This is a genomic window from Alteromonas sp. AWM4_230 (assembly GCF_056158305.1).
Genome location: NZ_JBSWTB010000001.1, coordinates 2300735 through 2322812, shown reverse-complemented (window position 1 = coordinate 2322812; position 22078 = coordinate 2300735). Strand labels below are relative to the sequence as shown.

Here is a 22078-nt window from a genome sequence, read left to right as displayed (position 1 = left end):
TAGGTGTAATAATTATGTTGCGGTATATAAAACTCACACTGTCTGCTACTGCGTTATTGCTAACAGGGGCGTGTTCGCAAAATGAATTGCAAGGCGAGGTCACCGTATTGCGTTTGGGGCATACGTTGGACACGCAACACTCTGTGCATAAGGCAATGGAATACCTTGGAGAGCGACTCGATTACTATTCTGACGGTACAATGAGTGTGGTTATTTATCCGAGCAGCCAGCTGGGAACCGAGCGAGAAATGGTAGAACTGTTGCAGATTGGCTCACTCGCTATGACGAAGGTGTCTGCAAGCCCCCTAGAAGGGTTTGCTCCTGAAATGAAGATATTCAGTATTCCCTACATTTTTCGCGATAATGATCATTTTTGGCGAGTGTTGAACAGCGACTTAGGCAATGAGTTGCTATCCGGTATTGAAGATTTTCGACTAAAAGGCCTCGGCTATTACGATGCGGGAAGCCGTAGCTTTTACACCAACGACAGACCTATAGAAACACCAAACGATCTGAACGGGCTAAAAATTCGCGTGTTGAACAGCCCTACTGCAGTAGCAACAGTTCGCGCACTGGGTGGAGCAGCAACGCCCGTCTCTTGGGGAGAGCTGTACACAGCGCTTCAGCAAGGCGTTGTGGATGGTGCTGAGAATAACCCACCTAGCTACTACCTTTCTCGTCATTATGAAATTGCTCGGTATTACAGCCTTGATGAGCATACGAGCGTGCCAGATGTCATGCTGGCATCGCTGCCGGTATGGGAAAGTTTGAATGAACAGCAGCAAACGTGGCTAACCAAAGCAATGGAAGACTCTGTTGAATACCAACGCGAACTTTGGAAAACATCTACGCAAGAATCTTTAGAAAAGGTAAAAGCCGAAGGCGTCACAGTTATTACGCCTGACAAAGCGCCTTTCGTTGAAGCGGTAAAGCCTTTTCATAAGAGCTTTGAAGACACGCCTATTGGCGACTTAATTACGCAAATAAAAGCGATGTAACAATGACAATAATACGCCTTATCGATAAAGCCTTAGCCGGCACACTTATAGTTGCCATGGTAAGTATTTTACTTACCGTGATTTGGCAAGTGGTCTCTCGTTACGTACTTAAAGACCCCGCTTCAATCACCGAAGAATTATCTAGGTTCATACTTATTTGGATCGGTATTTTAGGTGCGGCTTATGCGTATCGTCAAAACGCGCATTTAGGTTTCAACCTGATTGTTGAGCGTCAATCACGTAAAGTGAAACGCCTTTTACTTACCTGCGTTGAAATTATCGTCATTATTTTTTGTGTTTTAGTGATGGTATACGGCGGCTCTGAGCTTGTATCTCTCACCTTAGAATTGGAACAAATCTCGGCGGCACTTGGCATTAAAATGGGCCTTATTTATAGCGTGCTTCCCCTGTCTGGTGGCCTCATTATTGCCTACGCACTGGTCAACATTACAACGCTTTGGCGAAACAACAATAAGGGAACAGCGTAATGGAACTGACCGGTATTATCTTAGTCGTCGCTTTTTTCGTACTTCTTCTTTTAAATGTGCCAATTTCAATCAGTATTGGTGTCGCCACGTTGCTTGCTATGGTAATGAGCATGGATATCGCCCCTGCTACTATCACCATTGCGCAGCGTATGGCAGGTGGCCTGAATAGCTTTGCACTATTGGCAATCCCATTTTTTGTTTTATCTGGCCTTATCATGGGACGCGGCGGGATAGCCAAGCGATTAATTGAATGTGCAATGGCGCTTATTGGTGCGCTTCCCGGTGGTTTAGCCTTGGTGAATGTTGTTTCTTGCATGCTTTTTGGTGCAATTTCAGGGTCTGCAGTAGCGACTACGTCTGCTATTGGCAGCTTCATGTTGCCCGAAATGAAAAAAGCGGGCTACGAGCCGAATTTTAGTGCCGCAGTCACTGCAGCTGCATCAACCACAGGCATGTTAATTCCACCAAGTAATATCTTAATTGTATACGCAATCGCTAGCGGTGGCGTATCCATCGCCGCCCTTTTTATGGCTGGCTATATCCCAGGCATTATGGTGGGTTTAGCGCTAATGCTAGTGTGCTTTATCTACGCAAAAATGAAGGGATACCCGCTATCGCCACGACTTCCTTTTAAACTAGTTGTCGAAAAAACCGTTGCCGCACTTCCCTCTCTATTTCTTATATTCTTAGTGATTGGCGGCATTGTAGGCGGCGTTTTTACCGCTACTGAAGCTGGTGCCATTGCGGTAGTTTACTCATTGCTGTTAGCTGTGGTGTTTTATAAAGAAGTAGAAGCGAAAGCCTTACCCGATATATTCTTAAAAGCAGCGGAAACAACAGCAATTGTAATGCTGCTTATCGCGGCTTCAACCGCGATGTCATGGCTTTTATCGTTTGAAAATATCCCGCAAACTTTAAGTAATGCACTGTTATCGATAAGCGATAACCCATTACTCATTCTTCTTCTTATCAACTTGTTACTCATTGTGGTTGGTGCATTCTTGGATATGACACCTGCCGTACTTATTTTTACGCCCATATTTTTACCAGTGGCGCTAGAGCTTGGTATGAGCGAGTTGCAGTTTGGCATCATGCTAGTACTCAACCTATCTATTGGATTATGCTCCCCCCCGTAGGTGCGGTACTTTTTATTACCTGTGCTATTGCTAAAACCAAACTTGAGAACATCATAAGACCGCTCATTCCTTTGTATGTGGCTATGTTCGTGGTTCTCATGTTAGTTACCTATGTTTCTTGGTTTAGCGAAGCATTGCCACGAGCGTTAGGGTTCTAGTAACGTTAAATTATAAAACTGGGTAGATGTGGTTGCATTTATTATGACCGCACTACCCTTCAAGAATAAATAACAAGAACATATTGCTACAAATTGTGTGGTAATATAGGAAATAACAACGACTTAGCGCAGAAAGAATAGAGAACTATGAACAAGCGCCCGACTATCAATGATGTTGCAGCCCTTGCAGGGGTATCAAAGCGTACCGTGTCGCGTGTGATTAACGGCGCAACCAATGTAGGTAAAGCAACACGTGAGCGCATTGAAGCTGTCATTCAAGAAACGGGCTTTGCCCCCGACAAGCAAGCGCGAGGTTTAAGTACTAGCCGCTCTTATTTGATAGGCTTGATTTATGACAACCCCGATGCCTTGTATATCGACCAAGTACAAAGAGGCGTGTTAAGCATATGTTCTCAAAAGGGCTACGAATTAGTCGTTCACCCTTGCCGCTACAACGCAGATGGTTTTGTAGAAGACTGCGTCAATTTTGTACGTCGTTCGAACATTGATGGCGTCATCATACTGCCACCGGTATCCGAGTCTAAGCTTTTAGCAGACGCACTGCAGCAAAAGAGCATTAACTATGTTCGAATGGCGTCAGTAGATTTAGATGACCATCAAAATATCGTAGTCAGTGACGACAGAGCTGCGCTTTGCGACCTAGCCCGTTATATGGTATCACTGGGCCATAAAGATATTGGTATTATCAGCGGTCCACAACAATACTATTCCTCAAAAGAGCGTTTGGAAGGCTTTGTTGAAACGCTTAACGGCCTGGGTGTCGATGTACCTAAAAGCAGGGTAATTGAGGGTAAAAACAGCTTCGAAAGCGGAATTGAGTGCGCACGCCAATTGCTCATCCAGTCCCCGCGAGTTAAAGCTATATTTGCGAACAACGATGAAATGGCAGCAGGCGTATTGAAAGTGGCTCATGAAATGGGCATTACCGTGCCAGACGAGCTCTCCGTCGCAGGGTTTGACGACAACTTGCTCGCCGCTCGCGTGATCCCTGCCCTTACTACGGTTCAACGGCCGGTTGGTGATATGGCAGCTATCGCAGCGCGTAAAATCATTGCACACATAGAAGGCAGTGAAGTGAGTGAAACTGAAACCTACTTAGTAAAGCCCCACTTAATTATCCGAGACTCAATCAAAAAATTGTAACTTTTTGCAATGAAGTGTTGCTAACACTTCATTTTCGACCTATTATGCCACCGGTGGCACATATTAAATAAGAATGTTAATGAGCCTATTTAATAAAGATAATGCTCAACGTTAAAAAGCTGCTCAAGTGACTATTCAGTATTAAACGGCTCGATAGAAACTCACAGAGCTCAAGATGACAAAGCAGGACATGTGATGGACGTTAAAACACAACTAGTTAAAGTGCATAATAACGATAACGTTGCGGTTGCAACCTGCCCTATCGTGGCTGGCACTTACATCGCTGAATATGACATTACAGTTAGCCAAGACATTCCTGCTGGCCATAAGGTTGCCTTAGTTACCCTGTCAGACGGTGGCGACATCGTAAAATATGGTTTCAGCATTGGTGCTGCAACAAGCCGAATTAATGCTGGTGAACATGTTCACAGCCATAACGCAAAGACTAAGTTAAAAGGCACTGAACAATACGTTTACGCGCCGTCAAATACCGCTTCAAAACAAAACCATCTTACTTCTGGGTTACAGTTCATGGGCTACAGAAGAGAAAATGGAAAAGTGGGTATTCGCAATGAGGTGTGGATCATAAATACCGTGGGTTGTGTAAACCGTACTGCGGACCGAATTGCTGATGAATGTAACCGTCGTTTCGCCAGCGAATGCGAAGGCTTCCGCGCATTCACCCACCCTTTTGGCTGTTCGCAGCTGGGCGATGATTTAGATGACACGCGCACTATCTTATCCTCTCTCGCATCTCACCCGAACGCTGGTGCGGTGTTAATTGTAGGCTTGGGTTGCGAAAACAATCAGCTTAAGAGTTTACTGCCTCACGTTGATAAACCTGAAAATCGCATTCGCTTCTATAACGCACAAGAAGTGGTAGATGAATTAGAAGAAGGCGTCGATGCGGTTTATGACTTGTTAAAAGTAATGGCTAATGACAAACGTGAGCCCATCGACGCTAGCGAATTAACGTTGGGCATGAAGTGCGGTGGTAGCGACGCTTTTAGCGGTATTACTGCCAATCCAACAGTAGGGCGTGTTACTGATTTAATGTGTAATCTAGGTGGCTCGGTCATTTTAACCGAAACGCCAGAAATGTTTGGCGCCGAACAGCTCTTAATGAATCGCGCTAAAAACAAAGACGTATTCGAGGCGTTTAACTCGCTGATTGATGAGTTTAAGAACTACTTTATCGCCCACAACCAACCTATTTACGAAAACCCGTCTCCAGGTAATAAGGCAGGCGGTTTAACCACGCTAGAGGAAAAGTCTCTCGGTGCAGTTCAAAAAGGTGGAACGTCTACTATTCAGTCCATTTTGCAGTATGGCGAGCCCAAGCAAGATAAAGGCTTAAGTTTATTACAAGCACCTGGTAACGATGCCGTTAGTTCAACGGCGTTGGCAGCATCGGGGGCACATATCGTTTTATTCACCACAGGCCGAGGCACGCCCCTTGGTTTTCCTGTACCCACAGTCAAGATATCGTCAAATTCAGATATCGCTAATAAGAAGCCACATTGGATAGATTTTAACGCTGGACAAGTTCTAGAAGGCGTCTCTATCGATAAGTGTGCCGAAGCGCTACTCCAACATTGTTTGGCAGTGGCATCTGGTCAACAAACCTGCAACGAGAAGAATGGCAGCCATGAGATTGCTATTTGGAAACGTGGCGTCACCCTCTAAAAGAGAGCGTTATGGAACCGATATTATTACATGAAGATAGACTTTTTCCTGCCGATGAGGCAACCCGAAGTGTTGCAAAGGCGCTGTATAAGGAAATTCGAAATCTCCCTATCATAAGTCCACATGGCCATACTGACCCACGTTGGTTTGCACAAAACAATAATTTCACCAATGCAACCGAGCTGTTTATCACCCCTGATCACTATGTGTTCAGAATGCTGTATAGCCAAGGTATTAAATTAACCGATATCGGTGTGCCACGTTGGGACGGCGGCGAAACAGAAAAAGATCCACGTAAAATCTGGAAACTTCTGGCAGATAACTATCATCTATTTGCTGCCACACCGTCCCGTTTGTGGTTAGACACTGTATTTCACGATGTATTTGGTTTGCGAGAGATGTTGTGTAGCGACAACGCAACGCATTATTACGACCACATCACTGCGCAGCTTCAAGGGGATGACTTTAAACCCCGTGCACTGATGGACCGCTTCAATATTGAAGTGATTGCTACCACCGAAGGTGCGCTTGATGCCCTTCCCCATCACGCGGCGATTAAAGATACACCGTGGGCAAAGCGGGTTATTACTACCTTTAGGCCTGATGATGTAGTTGATGCATCACGAGAAGATATTACTTCAAATATTGAGAAACTAGGTGAATTAACCGGTGAAGATACTGCAAGCTGGCAGGGCTACCTGAATGCAATTCGTGCACGACGCGCCGTCTTTAGAGAGCACGGCGCCACAGCAACTGATCACGGACACCCAACGGCGAACACAGCTGATTTAAGTGAAGCTGAGTGTATTGCTTTATTCGATAAAGTAAGAAGTGGAAATAGTAACGCTGAAGAGCAAGAGCTATTTAGAGCGCAAATGCTTACCGAATTAGCGGGAATGAGCGTAGAAGACGGCATGGTGATGCAAATTCACCCTGGTTCGTTTAGAAACCACAATAGTCAGCTGTTTACACAGTTTGGTCGCGATAAAGGCCACGACATTCCAATGCAAACAGATTTTGTTAAAGCGCTTCGTCCGTTACTCGGTAAATACGGTAACGAGCCTAACCTCGACATAATTTTGTTCACCTTAGATGAAACCACGTACAGCCGCGAATTAGCGCCACTTGCAGGCCACTACCCTTGCCTGAAACTCGGTCCTTCTTGGTGGTTCCATGATAGCCCTGAAGGCATGTTGCGCTTTAGACAGCAAGTGACAGAAACCGCAGGTTTCTTCAATACAGTTGGTTTTAACGACGATACACGCGCGTTCTTGTCTATCCCTGCGCGTCATGATGTTGCCAGACGTATTGATTGTCGCTTCCTTGCACAGCTAGTTGTGGAACACCGCATTAGTGAAACAGAAGCGGCCAGCATTGCAAGAAAACTCACTTATGATTTTGCTAAACAAGCGTACAAACTGGGGTAATCATGACAAAGCCGTTATCAATTTCAACGCTACCTCTTTTAAGTGACAGCGTAAGTAAACCAAATTACGACCTGGAAGCAACCGGTTGTGGCATTGTGCATATTGGTCCAGGCGCCTTTCACCGTGCGCACCAAGCGTATTATACCGAAAAGGCGCTGGCTTATGGCGGTGACTGGCGCATTCACGGTGTATCAATGCGCAGCGCATCACTTAAAGAAGCGTTGAGTACACAAGACAATCTCTATGCGTTGTGTATTGTTGATAACGAGCCTGAAACCCACATTATCGGCGCAATAAAAACCCTTTCAACATTAGCACATGATCGTGAAGACATTGTTGCTGCGCTGGTAAACAAGCAAACTAAAATTGTGACGCTTACCGTGACAGAAAAGGGCTATTGCCTTAATGCGCAAGGTCATCTAGATACTGATCACCCGGATATTAAAGCTGATTTAGTCACGCCAGAAACACCGGTAAGTGCAGTTGGCCTAATTGTGCAAGCGCTAGCACAACGTAAGCAGGCAGGCTATGCAGATATTACCATTATCAGCTGTGACAACGTGTCAGACAACGGTAAAAAGCTGCAAAAAGCGGTGACCGAGTTCGCCAATAAAACGGATGAATCACTCGGCCAATGGATCAGCGAGAACATCGCCTTCCCCTGCACTATGGTTGACAGTATTACGCCAGCAACTGAAGACAGCTTTAAAGCCAACGTTGCCGCTGAACTGGGTTTAACTGATAACTGGCCTATTCAGCGAGAGGCATTTACTCAATGGGTGGTTGAAGATAATTTTTCTGGCCCACGACCTGCTTGGGATAAAGTTGGCGTTACTTTTACTCATGATGTGAGCTTCTTTGAAAAAGCTAAGCTTCGCATTCTAAACGGCACACATTCAACACTGGCCTACATAGGGTTATTGCTTGGCAAGGAAACCGTATTCGACGCAATGCGTACCCCAGCCATAAAGCAACTGATTCAAACCATGTTGAAAGAAGAAATTGTGCCGTCTCTATCCAGTGATAACGAGAATGCCGATAGCGGAACACAAGACTTCGATCTGAACGCTTACGCACAAGACATTGTTAAGCGCTATGAGAATAAGCATATTCGCCACCTGTTGTCGCAAATTGCTTGGGATGGGTCACAGAAAATCCCATTTCGAATTCTCGACACAGTACGCGATAACCTAAAAGCAAAACGAAATATTGATTTGCTCTGCAGTGCCGTTGCGGCCTGGTGCCTATTTGTAAACAACAAGGCACGTTTAAACGAAACTATCACCGACCCGCTAGATAGTATGTTAAGGGCTACAGCAAAATCGGTAGACTTTCAGGCAATAGAACTTGCAAAAAAATTGCTATCTCTTGAAACCATGTTCGCCGAACTGTCGGTAAACACTACGTTCAAAGAAAAAGTGCTCGAAAAAGTTAATCAGCTGCTTAACATTTTATCGCACGAAAACAGCAACGAAAGTCAGCAAAGTTCTGCTCCCACTACGTTACCAGAAAGTTCGCTAGATTCACTAAAAGGAACCGCGTGATGAAAAGTACCTTTTCCATGCTTAAAGGCGCCCCATTGCTCCCTATTATTCAGCCTAATTCTGTTGACGAAGGGCTTCACCTAGCAGAAGCAATTGCAAATAGCGGCCTGTGCAACATAGAAGTAGTGAAACGCAGCGACGCAGCATTTGAAGCCCTGTCAGCCATTAGAAAACAGTTTCCTGAACTCGTTGTGGGTATGGGCACATTGTTAAATCGCACCCACGTATTCGAGGCATTAGATGCAGGCGCGCAATTTTTGATAACGCCCACAAGCTCAGAGACATTGCTCGATACACTGATTGCGTCTAATGCCCCTTTTTTGCCGGGCGTCGCTACGCCTGCCGATATTCTTTTGGCGCATCAAAAAGGCATTCGTGAGATGAAGTTCTTTCCTGCGAGTCTTAGCGGCGGAACACCTTTTCTTAACGCTATTTCAAGCGTATTTAGCGATGTTTGCTTCTGCCCTACCGGCGGCATTAATGGCGACAACGCCAATGAATATCTTGCGCTTGGCAATGTTCGAGCTGTAGGCGGTACATGGATGATACCGAAGGTAGCCATTGAAGCAAAAAATTGGCAAGCTATAACTTTGGCATGCCAACAAAGCCTCACATTATTTGATGAGGCTGCGGCATGAGCATCGTTGATACCAAACAAAGAATGGTTATTTTTGGCGAGTGCATGGTAGAGCTTCGAAGCACTCAGCGTGAGTCATCAGTTAGTACGCGCGATGAAAACGCAGATAATAATCTGATGGCGAAAAGCTTTGCTGGCGACACGTACAACACTGCGGTTTATTTAAAACGCTGCTTGCCTTCATCTTCCATTAGTTACTTAACGGCTATAGGCGCAGACTTTTTAAGCGATGAGCTGCTGTTTAAAATGGGTGAGCACGAAATAAACACTGATTTAGTATTTCGCTCGTCGTCGCGTAATCTCGGTTTGTATATGATCCGCAACGACAATGAAGGTGAAAGAACCTTTGCCTATTGGCGTAACCAATCTGCAGCAACACAGACGCTTAATATAATGAACGGCGCTGAATTTACGTGTGACTGGTTTTACTTGAGCGGTATCTCTATTGCTATTTTAGATGACGAACAGCGCGCTACACTTTTGGAACTAATTTCATCCCTCAAGGCCAAAGGCAGTAAGATTGCCTTTGATCCTAATTATCGAGCTCGCCTTTGGTCATCTCAAGAAGATGCCAAGTACTGGACGGGTAAGGCTTATGCTGAAGCAGATTTAGCGTTCCCAGGTGCTGACGACCATTTAATGCTGTTTGGCCACACTAATGCTGATGAAATATTTAGCTATTTAGCCAACAAACAGATTGAAGAAATCGTTATGAAAAACGGGGCAGTTGGCGTTCATATACTCCGTCAACATGAACAATGTATTGTGCCTGTTGAGCGTGTTGAACAGGTGGTTGATACGACGGCTGCTGGCGATGCATTTAATGGCGGTTATATGGCGGCTCGACTAGCAGGTAGAAAGCCTGTTGAGAGCGCGAGCTACGGGGCAAAAGTGGCAGCCACCGTAATAACCTACCCCGGTGCCATTATATCAAGTGATGCCTTTACTAATCACATACCGTCGCTATAGTCGGTATGTGACATTCCCTCTTCTCTTTTGTCTTCCCTCCTCCTCACTAATCACTCGCCACATACAAAATTGATGACGATGCCTCAGCAAGTTAGCTAAGATAGGTTGCAGTGCGTTAGTTTAAATAGGCGCGGCATACTAGGTATACTGGCGCGCCGCTTCGTTTATATTATTTTATAGGGTGTCTCGATAAACGTATTTTGCTAATGGATGTGCTGTTGCTTTTAACTCTCGAACGAATATCTGCGCCATTTTAGCCGCGCCTACTACATTCAAGTGAGTATCATCAGTTTTACCTTCGGGGTAGCGCGCATATAGGTCGGCGGGCACCTTAATGAAGTAATGGTTGCTGTTAGGCTCGCCTACCTGAGCAAGAAAATCGCAAGTTAAAGCGTTCATAGGGATAAATGGCACGTTATTTTGTGCTGCCACTTTCTTCGCTGCATCGGCATACGCCAGCAACGTCCGTTTTAATACACCTTCCTCAGTGAAATGACGCCTGCAAATACTACTTGCGATAATCACTGATGCCCCTTTTGCTTCAACATCCTGAACAAACTGATTCAAGTAAGCTGGGTAAGCATTTTCCGGGTCGGCATAGCGTGCAGGATCCGACTGCTTTTGATCGTTATGACCAAACTGAACTACCACAAAGTCACCTTCAGAGAGTTCAGATAACAGAAGCTGCCAACGCCCTTCGTCAACAAATCGCTTCGTGCTCCTGCCGTTAGCCGCGTGGTTTTTGATATTTAGATTTGGCAGCATGAATTCAGGAAGTAATTGCCCCCACCCACGTTCTGGATATGACAACATAGGCTTGTCTGACATGGTTGAGTCGCCGACCAGATGCAGGGTAACTGGCTTTTTGTGGGGTGGAGCTTTTGCACTTCCTTCGTTCTCTACAATTCCGGCACTTTGTTCCTTAGCAATGTGGGCATTTGAGCTAGCGAGAACAAAAGTGCTCGAATGAGGCACGTAGCTGTTTTGAAGAGCCGTCGTACTTTCTTGGCCTGCCAATGCAAAACTACTGGCTACAGAAATAACGCTTGCAAAACTGTAGCGAAGCGCGTTGAATATTTTTCCTGTGGTGGAGTTACTTGAATTTCTCACACCTTTTCTCCTTCTCAATATTAGTAGAGTTGCGCTCCAATTAAGTGATAAAGCAGATAGACGCATTCAGGAACAATCCGCAATGTCGCCTTGTCACAAATAAAAAAGGCCATCATTACGATGGCCAAACACACCCGTCTTCACGGAACACAACATTTAATTATTATCTTAGGCTCACCAATATGCTTGGCCAGTCTGTTATTTTACATAGTATAACGCGCGCCCAAGAAGAACTGACGGCCCGTATGGTTGTATTCACGAACCAAATCCAATGAGCCATCACCCGTGGTAAACAAACGCTCGTACTCGTCAGTTAGGTTAATTACTTCAAAGGTTAACGTGAGTTCGTCGTTTACGTTATAAAATGACGAGAAATCTACCTGCGTTGGCCCTGTCGTGCCGTGTGCAACGTTACCATTGCTACCAGTAAAGTCTGTCAGGTAATCGTCACGTTTGTTAACTGACACACGCGCGCCGTATTGGTCTGTTTCGTAATACACCGTAAAGTTGTACGATGTTTCACTCATACCTTCGATGTCGTCTGCGTTAACGTGTGTGTAGTTCGACACAATACCCATGTTTTCGAACAGGCCTGGTAAGAAACTTAACGGCTGCTGATAAATAAGCTCATAACCGCTTACACTTCTGTCCTCAGCGTTAATTGGGCTACTATGCTCATATGGAATAGTACGAGGGTCTAGCGCAATTACAGGGTCAAACTGTGCATCGTTATCGATAAAGTCGTAGTAGGCACTATCAACTAGACGCTCTTCAGATGCGCGAACAATCCAGTTATCAATGTCCTTGTAGAACACGGTTGCTGCCAGTAGCGCTTCGTCGTCGAAGTACCATTCAACACCAAAATCCACGTTGTCTGAAGTGAACGGGTCAAGGAACGGGTTACCCACGCTTACCGAGCCGTTAATATAATCAAAGCTAGGGTTACCAGGGTTTAATGAGTTCAAGCTTGGGCGCGTCATTGACTGGGTTAGACCAAGGCGTACAACAACGTCATCAGTGGCCTCAAGTGCTAAGTTAACTGCCGGCAAAAAGTTATTGTAGTCATTTTCAATTTGTACCGTTTCGCCTTGAATAAAGCCTTCAGAGGTGGTGGTTGTTTTCACATAGCGTACACCGTAGTTAGCGCGAAGCAGCATATCGCCAATCTCATAACTCGTGTCCATCTCAATATAAGCAGCAGAAGTTTCTTCGCCTACTTGCCAGCTTTGTGCAGAGCGCGGTGTCCAAACTACGTCTAGAAGCTGACTATTTATTGCGTCAAAGTCAGCAACAAGAAATGGGTCTAGAGGACCATCAAAGCCACTACCGAAATCGTCTACCGGCATCATTTCAGCAAAGCCGACCGCCGAATCTTGATCTGGGAAGCCATTTATTTGCTCTTCACTGTAGGTTACCACGCGGTCGTTGTAGGCGAAGCCCGCCTTGATAGTTACTTCGTCGCCAAGGTAAGTGGCATCAAACTTAACCGTATCGTTTTCGCGCAATACATCAGTAGCGCGTAAACGGCCATCTGAAAGATTATAGTTACTTGCATCGTTAACGTCATAACCATAAGTGAGCTGCGGAGCGTTAATGTTATTACTAAAATCAAAACCGTAGCTGGTTTCTTCTAACAGCGTCATGTTGTAACGATACTGCTCTGAACGAGCATCAGATTCTGCAGTGCCGGCCATCATATCTAATTTAATATTTTCACCAATAAACCACTCGCCTGAGATAACAAATTGGCTAAAGTCAGTGGTTGATTCCTGCAAACGACTCTCTATACGTGACTTGATACCGTCGTAACTTCCGGCTAGAACCTGTTTGCCATTAGGATGTACTGTAATAGAAGTGGGTGTAATCTCTGAAAACGTACTTCTAAACATATGGAAGAAATTGTACATAGTACGGGTGTTATCTAGTTTAGATACCAAACCGTCTAAGGTTAAAGTGAAATTATCAGTGGCAGCCCACTGGATAGAACCCGTAAAACCGGTACGCTCTTGGTCATTACCAAAGTAATCAGGTCGTGGAAGGCGCGGCGTCCACAAGCAGTTGATGGGATCAACAGATTCGCCTTGAAACTCGCAATTGCCCACGTCTGGCGTGCCGTTCACCACAGTATCAGACGTATCTGCAAAAATACCGCCGCCATCGCGAACCGGTGTTGTCCAACGAACGGTACCGAAGCCTTCTTGCCTTACTGTGCGCTCTGAGAAAGCGGCCGAGAAAAGCACGCCCACCTTATCGTCAGCGAAACGGTTACTGATCATGAAAGCTGCGCGAGGATCGGTCTCTTCAGTAATGCTGTTATAGCCACCCTGAAGGGACGATACGAATTTAAAGCCGTCATAATCGAACGGTTTTGCGGAGTACAAATCAACGGTACCTGCAATACCGCCTTCTTCCATTGAAGCTGTAGGCGACTTCTGAATATCTACACGATTAAACAGTTCAGAAGCGAAAATATTAAAATCAAAGCCACGTCCACCGTTTACGCCACCGCCTGAATCTGTTCCATCTGTACTTGCTGGTACTTCCATGCCATTAAGCGTTGTACGGGTAAATGATGGACTTAAACCGCGCAAGGTAATTTGACGTCCTTCTCCACCCTCACGAGAAATCGCTACGCCTGGAACGCGCTGAATAGACTCTGCAATATTTAAGTCCGGGAATTTACCAATGTCTTGCGCAACAATTGATTCTTTACTGTTAACTGATGTTCGCTTTTCCATCAGTGATTTATTGAGTGATCCACGAAAGCCTGATACTTCAATGACTTCCATATTTTGCGCTTCGGTTTCACTGGCTTGTTCGTCTGTGGCTTCTTGCGCATGAATATGCGCGCCTGACAACGCTAACGTGACAAGAACAGCGAGTTGCTTTTTCTTTGGTAACATTGTTGTTTCTCCGGTTTTTATATTTATAAGCGACGCACATACTAAGAAAAAGTGAAAATGCTTCTGAAACGCGTGTGGACCTTTCAAATTAACACAAATTCAACATTTACCGTATTTAACCATTTCACTTCCCTTTATGCCACCGGATAACATTTTGGAGGTCATTGCCGCCAATAATCTATATTAACCAATAGCACGCTTTGGCTGTTAAGGAAGCGAAAACGCGTCAATTCTAATTAATTCTCTACAGTGGTTTTGTAACCACCAAAACCATGAATAAGAAGCATTGCAGGGTACAGCTCTATTTTTTATCAACGCAAAAACTTCCCTTCGGCAATAATGTAAACCCCGAAAAAACACTCAAGCTTTACATTTGATTTACATCCTAATTAGTTATGCTACCGGTGGCAACTATTTTATTGAAAAAATTTATTATATGTATAAGTTCAGAAGATAATATTGATCGCAAAAGGCAATCTAGACCTAAGCCAAATGAAGGGAGAAAATTAGATTTAACCTCATATATACATATACTTAGTTAAAAATCACAGCTTCCACTTGACGTAAAATAAAAGTTAAAAAATATAAATAATTTCGTTGACATACAGGCAAATAAAAATCATTATGCTACCGGTAGCACAGAGTGTATTTACAATGTTATAAAAATAAGGGTTTGTTATGCTAAAAGGTATTCTACGCGTCGCTTCCGTTATAGCTTGCACGGCGTTTGTTTCTTCGGCTGCTGATGCAAATGATTGGGTGAAAATGCCTCTTGATAACACGCAATCGTGGTCTATGAGAATGATAGAGTCTGAAATGGTGCGCTTTCCTGAAGCTTGGCAAATCGATTGGGACGAGACGCCACAATGGGATTACGTTCATGGTCTCAACCTTCTCGCGATAACAGAAGTGTATCAAGATACTAAAGAGCCTCGCCTTCTGTCTTATGTAAAAGGCTACTACGACATGCTGGTTCAAGATGACGGAAGTATTAAGACATACGATATCAACAAGTTCAATATTGATATGGTTAACCCGGGTAAGGTGTTATTTTTTCTTTATGAAGAAACTGGCAACCCTAAATACAAAAAGGCAGCCGATCTTTTAAGAACTCAACTCACTGACCACCCGCGTACAGAGCAAGGCGGTTTTTGGCACAAGAAACGCTATCCTGACCAAATGTGGCTTGACGGCCTATACATGGGTGCACCTTTTTATGCCGAGTACATTGTTAAATACGGTGATATGAAAGAGCTAGACGATGTATTTTTGCAATTTGAACTCATTGAAGAACACCTTTACGATGAAACTACCGGCCTTCCCTTGCATGGCTGGGACGCTTCTAAAAAGCAGAAGTGGGCTGACAAAGAAACAGGTCTTTCTCAACATCACTGGTCACGTTCGCTAGGTTGGTATGCGATGGCCATGGTGGATGTGCTAGAAGTTGTTCCTGCAGAGCACCCAAAAACACCGTGGCTACAGGCGCGCTTTAAAGCGTTTATTGATGCCACGCTTACCTATCAACATAATTCCGGCACCTGGTATCAGGTTACTGACTTGGGCAGCCGTGAAGGAAACTATCTTGAAGCATCAGGTACAGCAATGCTGACCTACGCTATGGCTAAAGGTGCAAGCCTCAAGTATCTTCCTGAGGAATACAAGGCTCACGCAGAAAAAGGGTTTGCTGGACTTCTTGATCAAATGATTTCGGTTAATCCGGAAACTAACGTAATCAGCCTTGAACAGGTTTGCGCTGTTGCTGGCCTTGGTGGAAATCCATATAGAGATGGTTCATTCGACTACTACATGAGCGAACCAATCAGAGCAAACGACGCGAAAGGTGTAGGCCCATTTATTCTGGCCGCACACTACCTAAATAAGTAGAAAGCACTATATCGTAATGCAAGGAGTCTATGATGGCCCAACCTAAGTCAATGAGCACCAGACGACATTTTTTAAAGTCCGGTCTCGCCACCACTGTAGCAGCTTCTGGGATGGCTGTAAGTGTTCCTACATTTCTATCTGGATGTGCAAGTGTGACCGAAACAGGAAGGACTCAACGCCAGTGGGACGCCGAAGCAAACCTTATAAAAAAGATGATAAAGCGCCCCACCTTTGCAAAGCGCAAAGTTAACATTGCTGATTTTCTAAAAGACTATAACAGTGACTTCAAGCAAGCGTTACACGCAGCTATCGACCAAGTCGCACGCCAAGGTGGTGGCAAAGTGGTTGTGCCAAAAGGCAACTGGCTATGCAAAGGCCCTATTCACCTACAGTCGAATATAAACTTGCATATTGTGTCAGGCGCAACAATTCGATTTTCTACCAATCCTGATGACTACAAACCTTACGTTTTTACTCGCTGGGAGGGTATGGAGTTGATGGGTTACTCCCCTCTTATTTATGCGTTTGAGCAAAGCAATATCGCAATTACCGGCAAAGGTACGCTTGACGGTAGTGCAGCAAAAAACAACTGGTGGCCGTGGAAAGGTAAGTGGAAGGCTTCAACATGGGGTGATGATCCGGTTGAAAACCAAAGATACACCAGAGATACGCTTCAGCAAATGGTAGAAAATGGGACACCCGTTAGTGATCGCGTTTTTGAAGATAACTACCTGCGCCCTCCGTTTATACAACCTTACCGCTGTGAAAATGTACTTATTGAGGGTGTTACCATGCTGCGCTCTCCATTTTGGTTAGTTAACCCTGTGCTTTGCAAGAACGTCACCGTTAACGACGTGTACTGTAAAAGTTTCGGCCCAAATTCCGACGGGTGTGACCCTGAAAGCTGCACAAACGTGCTTATATCTAACTGTACGTTTGATACAGGCGACGATTGCATCGCCATTAAATCTGGACGTAATGCAGACGGCAGAAGGGTCAATGTTCCCTGCAGTAATATTGTCATAGAACATTGCGAGATGAAGGCGGGCCATGGCGGTGTTGTAATCGGCAGTGAAATATCCGGTGGTGTAGAGAATCTCTATGCGCAGTATTGCACCATGAGTAGTCCTGATTTAGACCGCGGCATTAGAATTAAAACCAACAGTATTCGGGGTGGTCACCTAAAAAACCTCAACTATCGCAATATCGATATTGGGACAGTGAAAGACGCCGTTGTCGTGAATTTCTTTTACGAAGAAGGTGATGCAGGCAACTTCCCTCCTCTGTTAGAAGATATCACCATAGAGAACTTGAACGTTGCTTCTGCTAACCGAGCCTTTGTACTTCGCGGGTATGACCATACGCCCATTTCCGGCTTAAGGTTAAATAACATAACGATAAAACGTGCGCTCAAAGATGCTGTTATCGAAAATGTGGCGCACCTTTCTATAAATAATGTGTTTATTAATAATCAACCGTTTAACGAGCGTGGGTTGTAGAATAAATACTATGGAATTTGATAAAGCACGTGTCAGTCTTAGTTTAGCCTTTGTGTCGCTAACAGGTATACTTTTCAGTGGATTGAGCGCGGCAATGCCAGCAACGACGGATGTAGTGGTCGCCAAATCACATGACAGGGACGTAAGTAAGGACGCTTTGCCTCATTTTAACTCTGTGTCCCAAGCTGTTGCTTATATCGAGTCTCACGAGCCACAAAAAGATAAAGTATGGACCGTCTTTATTAACGAAGGCATTTATCGAGAGCGTGTCGTCATTAACGCTGATAATGTCCACTTGGTAGGCCAGTCGCAAGAAACAACGACTGTCGTTTTCAATCGATATGCAGGTCAAAAGGTCGCAGAGAACTCTGAAGAAAAATGGGGAACCCGCCGTACTGCCACGGTAGAGATTTTAGGTGATAACATCACTATCGAAAATATTACAATCACCAATGACTTTGATTATCCCGGTAACGAGGTCAAAGCAAAAGATGACCCTACTCGATTATCAGGTACGCAGGCAGTAGCGCTTAAAACAGATGTGAACTCAGATCGCACTTACCTTAAAAATGTGGCACTCTGGGGTTATCAAGACACCCTCTATTTAAAAGGTGACCGCGCTTTGATTGAAGGCGGAACAATAGCAGGACATATTGACTTCATTTTTGGTGAGGGCACAGCATTTTTTGAGAGCGTTTCAATTGTCTCACGAGCACGTCATTCAGGTGGTGACAGCGAAGGACTAACGGGCTACATAACCGCCCCAAGCACCCATTTACAGCGCCCATATGGACTTACTTTCAATAACTGTAGGCTTGAAAGAGAAAACGATGTTCCAGATGAAAGCGTGGCACTGGGAAGGCCTTGGCACCCAACAACCACCTTTTCAGATGGCCGTTATGCAAACCCTTTCGCTGTAGGCAAAGCGACCTTTATTAATACCTATATGGACACTCATATTACTCCAACTCGATGGACTACTATGGGAGGGACTACACCAAAAGGTACAAAGAGACCATTTAGTCCCCACACAGAAGCACGGTTTTCCGAATACCAATCTTTTGGAGGTGGTGCACCTAAAGAAGCCGCATCACCTGCAATTGGCTCCCATTTTCTAAACGATAAAGAAGCAGAGTTTTACACTAAGGACGCGGTATTGCGTGGCTGGGAGCCAAACGATTTTCCAAGCGATGATGAATAGGGTCACTTAAAAAAGTAATTTGCTCAGCACATTGCGTAACCACTTGGCATCTATTATCTTTTAGTTACCACTGTGCATTTCTTTACCTTATGTCCATACGTTTTCGATATATCGTTGCTTTAGCGCTAACCGCATCGCTAATTACCTTGTCTTTTTTAATTCTTTCAGGATTGATTAAAGAACAAAAGCAAGATGGAGAAATTATTAATATTGCAGGCCAGCAGCGTATGCTATCGCAACGCATAGCGATGCTAGCTGCCTCATCGACATTATGTAAAGACAATCAAGAATTAGGCTACTTAAAACAAGATCTTGCTAAATTCAAACAAAATCATAAGTATCTTGTTTCGTTGGAACATCTGCCTACTCAAACGTTTAACACTTATTTTCAACAAGGACAGCTTGATTCAAAAGTCAAAAACTTTGTCGATAGAGCTGAGACCTTGTTAACAAATGCACGTTGCGAAACGTCTCCCCTTATGCCAGTTCGAGAGCTTACGTCGCTTCTACAGCAGCTAGACAATGTTGTGAACCAATTCGAACAGAACGCAACATCACGTGTAGATACCGTCCTTACTATTGAAATGTACCTGTGGCTGGCGGCACTTGCTCTACTGATTATAGAAGCCGCGCTTATTTTCTTTCCTATGGAGCGTCAGGTTAAACGCTCTATCAACGCGCTAGAGCACTCGAAAGAATTAGCACAAAATGCCGCAGAAAAAGCCGAGAAAGCCAGTAAAGCAAAATCAGAATTCCTTTCAAGCATGAGCCATGAGCTACGTACGCCTATGAATGGTTTATTTGGCATGATAGAGCTGGCGATCGATAATCCGGAAAAAAGTAACTTGTACTTAAGAAAGGCTAAAACAGCCGGACGGCAGCTGTTAGTTTTGATTAATGACATTCTCGACATATCAAAGATTGAAGCCGGCAAAATAAAAATAGAACGGGCCCCTGTTGATTTATTGCAAGTACTAGACGATGTGGTGTCGTTACAACGGGTTTATTGCCAGCGTAAAGGGCTCGAATTTCACTATTTAAAAGACGCTAATCTTCCCCATGTTATTCAAGGTGATATAACGCGAATAGCGCAAATCTTACACAACCTGCTAAGCAACGCGATTAAGTTTACGGCCGAAGGCTCGGTAACGCTAAAAGTGACACACGCTAAACATGAAAATGGCAATCGCCTTATCTTTGATGTTATCGATACAGGCATTGGCATTCCCTCTTCTAAGCTAGAGAACATTTTTAAAAAATTTGAACAAGCTGACCAATCTACAACACGAGAATTTGGTGGCACAGGGCTAGGGCTAAGTATCGCAAAACAGCTAGCTAACTTAATGGGTGGTGACATAAATGTGGTCTCATTCTCAGGTCAAGGCAGTACTTTCAGCTTTACGTTACCGGCTAAAGAGGCACTGCTACCAGACATTGATATTGTTCCTAATGCTAACTTACGCTGTGCGATCATTGACGATTTACAAACCAGTCGCGAATACTTTGAGCACATCGTTGCGTCTATGTCGATTAAGCCCTGTAGCTATGAAAGTGCAAAAGCATTTTTAGATGACGAACCTTTTAGTTTTGATGTCATAATTCTTGACCTTTCTATGCCAGGAATGAGCGGCGTAGATTTACTTCACCATCTTAAAAATTTAAAACCGCCCAAATTTCCTAAAGTAATATTAATTTCGGCTGAGCTAGAAAGATTGGAAGACGAACACGAAATACTCGAAAGTATTTGGAAAACTCATGCAAAACCAATCAACCGACGTGAACTGGAAAATGATTTAAGTAAGTTGATTGAAACAAAGCCTGTTAGCCGCCAAGAGATTCAAGAACTCAACAAAAAGAAACGGATACTATTGGCCGAAGACAACGAAATTAACGCTGAGATTGTCAAAGCTATATTGCAAACTGAAGGGTACAAATATCTGCATGTTAAGAACGGCCAAGATGCCGTTGAAATATGTAAACGACACAACTTCGACCTGATACTTATGGATTGTAACATGCCGATTATGGGCGGTATTGAAGCCTCAATTATTTTGAGAAAAACACTGGAAACTAACACTCCTATAATCGCACTGACCGCAAATGCATTTGCAGAAGATAAAGAAGAGTGCTTAGATGCGGGCATGGATGATTTCCTAGCGAAACCATTGGATAAAGACACCCTACTCGCTACGATTAAAAGATACATCAGTTAATAAAGACGCTTGTACTTATGGGCTAGGTTTACCAAACATCAATATTAACGAAAATAAACGGTCTCTAAGCGGTATAAGCCTCTTGCTCGCCTACATAGCCTGGGGCAATGGCAAGGTTATCAGTGTCTGCTAGGCTCTGCTGATTTCTAAGCCAAAGCTGGTATTCACCGGTGCGTAAACTGGCATGCTTCGTACAGTCAACGTTCCAACGCCTTAACAAATACCCTGCCATAGCTGCGCGCACTTCTAAAGTCAATACGCCCTCTTCCATAGCGTAGTCGAGCTCTATAGCTGTAGAGTATTTAATATTTTTCGGGTGGGGCACAATTTCAAGTGAGATAAGCCTTCCCCACTCTTCATCGTGCTCAATGCATTCGTGAGTTTCAGGTTCTGTTTTAACCGTTACCTTACTAATTCTTGTAAGCACAAAATCGCGAAAACTTTGTGATTTTCTATCGAAGGCGCGCACATGCCAGCGCTGACCGTTATCAACAATACTATGAGGCACGAGTTCACGTGCGCCACTGCCGCTAGACAGCGACGTGTAAATAACGCTCATCGCCTTTTTGTTTACTATGGCTTGTACTACTTTCGCTACCACAAAAATATCAGGTACGTTCAGCGAAGACGCACTTTCTACCGGAAAGTGTACATCGCCAATAGCATCGAACCCGTCTGATATATCGTTGGCAAGCTTTACCAAGGTACGTTTTGCATCGTGTTCGAAAACCGGAACGAAGCTTTCTGTTTGAAAATAACGCTTTTCCCTTGGATCGTAAATTAAGTTATCGGGCGCGAGTTCTTTATACAGCGTAAAGTCACGAGAGCCGGCCGACAAACCCACTTCAAAACGATTAATTAAATCTTGGCGATGAATAGCCCCTTTAAACAAAAGGCAGAAATCAATATACGCCAGTCGTTGGCGTTGAGAAAAAGAAATGGTTTCTAACATGGTGCGAACTTATTGTATTTTTATTCAGTGTGGTTTATTTAAAGCCGCATGTAAATAGCAAAAGACATAAAAAAGCCCAGCACTTGGCTGGGCTCAAACTTTTAGTATT

At 44.3% G+C, this 22078-nt stretch carries 15 protein-coding genes and 1 pseudogene; 13 read left to right on the top strand and 3 right to left on the bottom strand.

Annotated features, from left to right (window positions below):
- Positions 1-14: 14 nt before the first annotated feature.
- From ACXACS_RS09870 to ACXACS_RS09830, 9 genes and pseudogenes are all read left to right on the top strand, one after another.
- The gene (locus ACXACS_RS09870; RefSeq protein ID WP_474806176.1) at positions 15-998 is read left to right on the top strand and encodes a TRAP transporter substrate-binding protein; all 984 of its coding nucleotides are present in this window, start codon (positions 15-17) and stop codon (positions 996-998) included.
- A 2-nt stretch (positions 999-1000) separates the two neighbouring features.
- Entirely contained in the window at positions 1001-1486 is a 486-nt protein-coding gene (locus ACXACS_RS09865; RefSeq protein WP_474806174.1) for a TRAP transporter small permease, read from the top strand.
- Positions 1486-2780 (top strand): annotated as a pseudogene (locus ACXACS_RS09860) (TRAP transporter large permease). The gene ACXACS_RS09865 and the pseudogene ACXACS_RS09860 overlap by 1 nt, the downstream one beginning before the upstream one ends.
- A 147-nt stretch (positions 2781-2927) precedes the next feature.
- Positions 2928-3944 (top strand): LacI family DNA-binding transcriptional regulator, encoded by a 1017-nt coding sequence (locus tag ACXACS_RS09855; RefSeq protein WP_474806172.1) that lies wholly within the window; start codon positions 2928-2930, stop codon positions 3942-3944.
- A 195-nt stretch (positions 3945-4139) separates the two neighbouring features.
- On the top strand, positions 4140-5630 hold the full coding sequence (locus ACXACS_RS09850) for a UxaA family hydrolase (RefSeq protein ID WP_474806170.1): 1491 nt from the start codon (positions 4140-4142) through the stop codon (positions 5628-5630).
- An 11-nt stretch (positions 5631-5641) separates the two neighbouring features.
- Positions 5642-7057: a glucuronate isomerase gene (gene uxaC, locus ACXACS_RS09845; RefSeq protein WP_474806168.1), complete on the top strand. Its 1416-nt coding sequence runs from the start codon at positions 5642-5644 to the stop codon at positions 7055-7057.
- Positions 7058-7059: 2 nt separating this feature from the next.
- On the top strand, positions 7060-8601 hold the full coding sequence (locus ACXACS_RS09840; RefSeq protein ID WP_474806166.1) for a mannitol dehydrogenase family protein: 1542 nt from the start codon (positions 7060-7062) through the stop codon (positions 8599-8601).
- On the top strand, positions 8601-9239 hold the full coding sequence (eda, locus tag ACXACS_RS09835) for a bifunctional 4-hydroxy-2-oxoglutarate aldolase/2-dehydro-3-deoxy-phosphogluconate aldolase (protein ID WP_474806164.1): 639 nt from the start codon (positions 8601-8603) through the stop codon (positions 9237-9239). Before ACXACS_RS09840 ends, eda begins: the two co-directional genes overlap by 1 nt.
- Positions 9236-10207: a sugar kinase gene (locus tag ACXACS_RS09830; RefSeq protein WP_474806162.1), complete on the top strand. Its 972-nt coding sequence runs from the start codon at positions 9236-9238 to the stop codon at positions 10205-10207. The genes eda and ACXACS_RS09830 overlap by 4 nt, the downstream gene beginning before the upstream one ends.
- A 174-nt stretch (positions 10208-10381) precedes the next feature.
- On the opposite strand, the gene ACXACS_RS09825 is transcribed toward ACXACS_RS09830, so the two are convergent.
- Both ACXACS_RS09825 and ACXACS_RS09820 read right to left on the bottom strand, forming a co-directional pair.
- Entirely contained in the window at positions 10382-11317 is a 936-nt protein-coding gene (locus ACXACS_RS09825) for a rhamnogalacturonan acetylesterase (protein ID WP_474806160.1), read from the bottom strand.
- A 203-nt stretch (positions 11318-11520) separates the two neighbouring features.
- Positions 11521-14220, bottom strand: a complete 2700-nt coding sequence (locus tag ACXACS_RS09820; protein ID WP_474806158.1) for a TonB-dependent receptor — start codon at positions 14218-14220, stop codon at positions 11521-11523.
- Positions 14221-14898: 678 nt separating this feature from the next.
- Between ACXACS_RS09820 and ACXACS_RS09815 the strand changes: the two genes are divergently transcribed.
- The 4 genes from ACXACS_RS09815 (at position 14899) to ACXACS_RS09800 (ending at position 21017) form a co-directional block, all read left to right on the top strand.
- The gene (locus ACXACS_RS09815) at positions 14899-16104 is read left to right on the top strand and encodes a glycoside hydrolase family 88/105 protein (RefSeq protein WP_474806157.1); all 1206 of its coding nucleotides are present in this window, start codon (positions 14899-14901) and stop codon (positions 16102-16104) included.
- 32 nt (positions 16105-16136) lie between these two features.
- Positions 16137-17603, top strand: a complete 1467-nt coding sequence (locus tag ACXACS_RS09810; protein ID WP_474806155.1) for a glycoside hydrolase family 28 protein — start codon at positions 16137-16139, stop codon at positions 17601-17603.
- A 10-nt stretch (positions 17604-17613) separates the two neighbouring features.
- On the top strand, positions 17614-18804 hold the full coding sequence (locus ACXACS_RS09805) for a pectinesterase family protein (protein WP_474806153.1): 1191 nt from the start codon (positions 17614-17616) through the stop codon (positions 18802-18804).
- An 89-nt stretch (positions 18805-18893) separates the two neighbouring features.
- Entirely contained in the window at positions 18894-21017 is a 2124-nt protein-coding gene (locus ACXACS_RS09800; protein ID WP_474806151.1) for a response regulator, read from the top strand.
- Positions 21018-21081: 64 nt separating this feature from the next.
- Here the strand turns inward: ACXACS_RS09800 and ACXACS_RS09795 are convergent, their stop codons facing one another.
- Complete coding sequence (locus tag ACXACS_RS09795) at positions 21082-21969, bottom strand: WYL domain-containing protein (protein ID WP_269918113.1); 888 nt, start codon at positions 21967-21969, stop codon at positions 21082-21084.
- Positions 21970-22078 lie beyond the last annotated feature (109 nt).